The 1,140-nt window shown below is 63.3% G+C and carries 2 protein-coding genes; one reads left to right on the top strand and one right to left on the bottom strand.

The features are described 5' to 3' along the window. Positions 1 to 208: 208 nt before the first annotated feature. Positions 209 to 445, top strand: a complete 237-nt coding sequence (locus tag EN879_RS36690; protein WP_013529265.1) for a hypothetical protein — start codon at positions 209 to 211, stop codon at positions 443 to 445. An 87-nt stretch (positions 446 to 532) separates the two neighbouring features. On the opposite strand, the gene EN879_RS36685 is transcribed toward EN879_RS36690, so the two are convergent. Then, positions 533 to 883 (bottom strand): hypothetical protein, encoded by a 351-nt coding sequence (locus EN879_RS36685; RefSeq protein ID WP_013529266.1) that lies wholly within the window; start codon positions 881 to 883, stop codon positions 533 to 535. Positions 884 to 1,140 lie beyond the last annotated feature (257 nt).

Below are 1,140 nucleotides of genomic sequence, written 5' to 3'. Positions count from 1 at the left end.
GCCAGGTGCCGCCCAGCACCTTTCGATCGAGGCCGGCAAGCGGTCGGTGCGCGTGGTCGGCCCGGCGTTTTTCCCGGCCGAATGATCGCCGGCTTCCCCAATTGGCGATCACCGGTTGCGGCGTGCCTGCTGCGATGCGGTTGCCTGATCCGGCTGGAACAGAGAGGCGCTCATGGCGTTGTGATCGACATCAGCCGGGAGAAACGCCGTGGCTACGTTCCGGGAAATGCGGGTACTGGAGATCGTCGAAGATGACTCGCTGACCACCGAACAGAAAATCGCCGAACTGCGCGAGATCGAATCCGAGGCGCGTGGGCTGCAGCGGGCTGCCTCGGAGGGTCCGATGGACGACGATGACGGCTGGCAGGAAGATCTGCGTCAGGTTCGTCTTGCACTCGACAAGCTCGGTGCGAAGGAGCCGAAAAAGGGCGCTGCTTCACTGTGAGGCCGGGTCACCGAAGCTATCCGCGGATCGCGTCTTGATCGCATCCCATCCGAAAACCGGGTCCCGCTTTTAGGGACCCGCTCCGATCTAATCGCAGACCATGCGAGCTCTCTTGCCAGGCTCGCTGACGTTCCTGCAGGTCAGCGGCTTCGCTGGCGCCGATAGGGAAGCGGACGCAGGCAACCTCGTCTGGTGCCGTCTCGGTGCGGCATGGCTGACCTTGCGCTCGGAAAAACGCCGGTCCGGCTGCGGCGCCACAGGAAAAGCGCCGTTCTCGACCTCGGATTGCCCATAGTCGACATTCGGTGGCGGCCGATCCCAGAATCGCCGGACATCAAGCGGTCTCGGGATGACGACCGTGCCGTCATAACTGCGCGAGCAACCGCCGCCGAAAAGCAGCGCCAGCCCCATGAAAAAAGGCACAATCCGTCCAAGCATCAGCAATACCCCTGCCGTTGCTTATATAGCGGGTTCGACCCCGCCGACAACCGGGCGGAATGAAGCAGACCGCGCCGCGCAATCCTGTCCAACCGACCGTTAAGGTTAGCGGATCCTTAATGCTTCTCGGGCAGATTCCGCCGACGAACCGCGGAGGAGGGTTCGGCCTTGGTTTTCGGGGTGGGGACGGCATGGCAGAAGCGGACGAAACAATCGGCGCGCGCGGCAAGCGCGGGCCTCGCAGATCCACAGTGCAT

It is taken from the genome of Mesorhizobium sp. M7A.F.Ca.AU.002.02.1.1 (assembly GCF_003998535.1).
GTDB lineage: Bacteria > Pseudomonadota > Alphaproteobacteria > Rhizobiales > Rhizobiaceae > Mesorhizobium > Mesorhizobium ciceri.
Note: the sequence above shows the minus strand (reverse complement) of the source record. Positions and strands in the feature narration are given on the sequence as shown.

What these genes read in the sequence shown, in the direction of transcription:
- EN879_RS36685 (WP_013529266.1), bottom strand. Translation starts at nt 883, where the DNA reads ATGCTTGGACGGATTGTGCCTTTTTTCATGGGGCTGGCGCTGCTTTTC.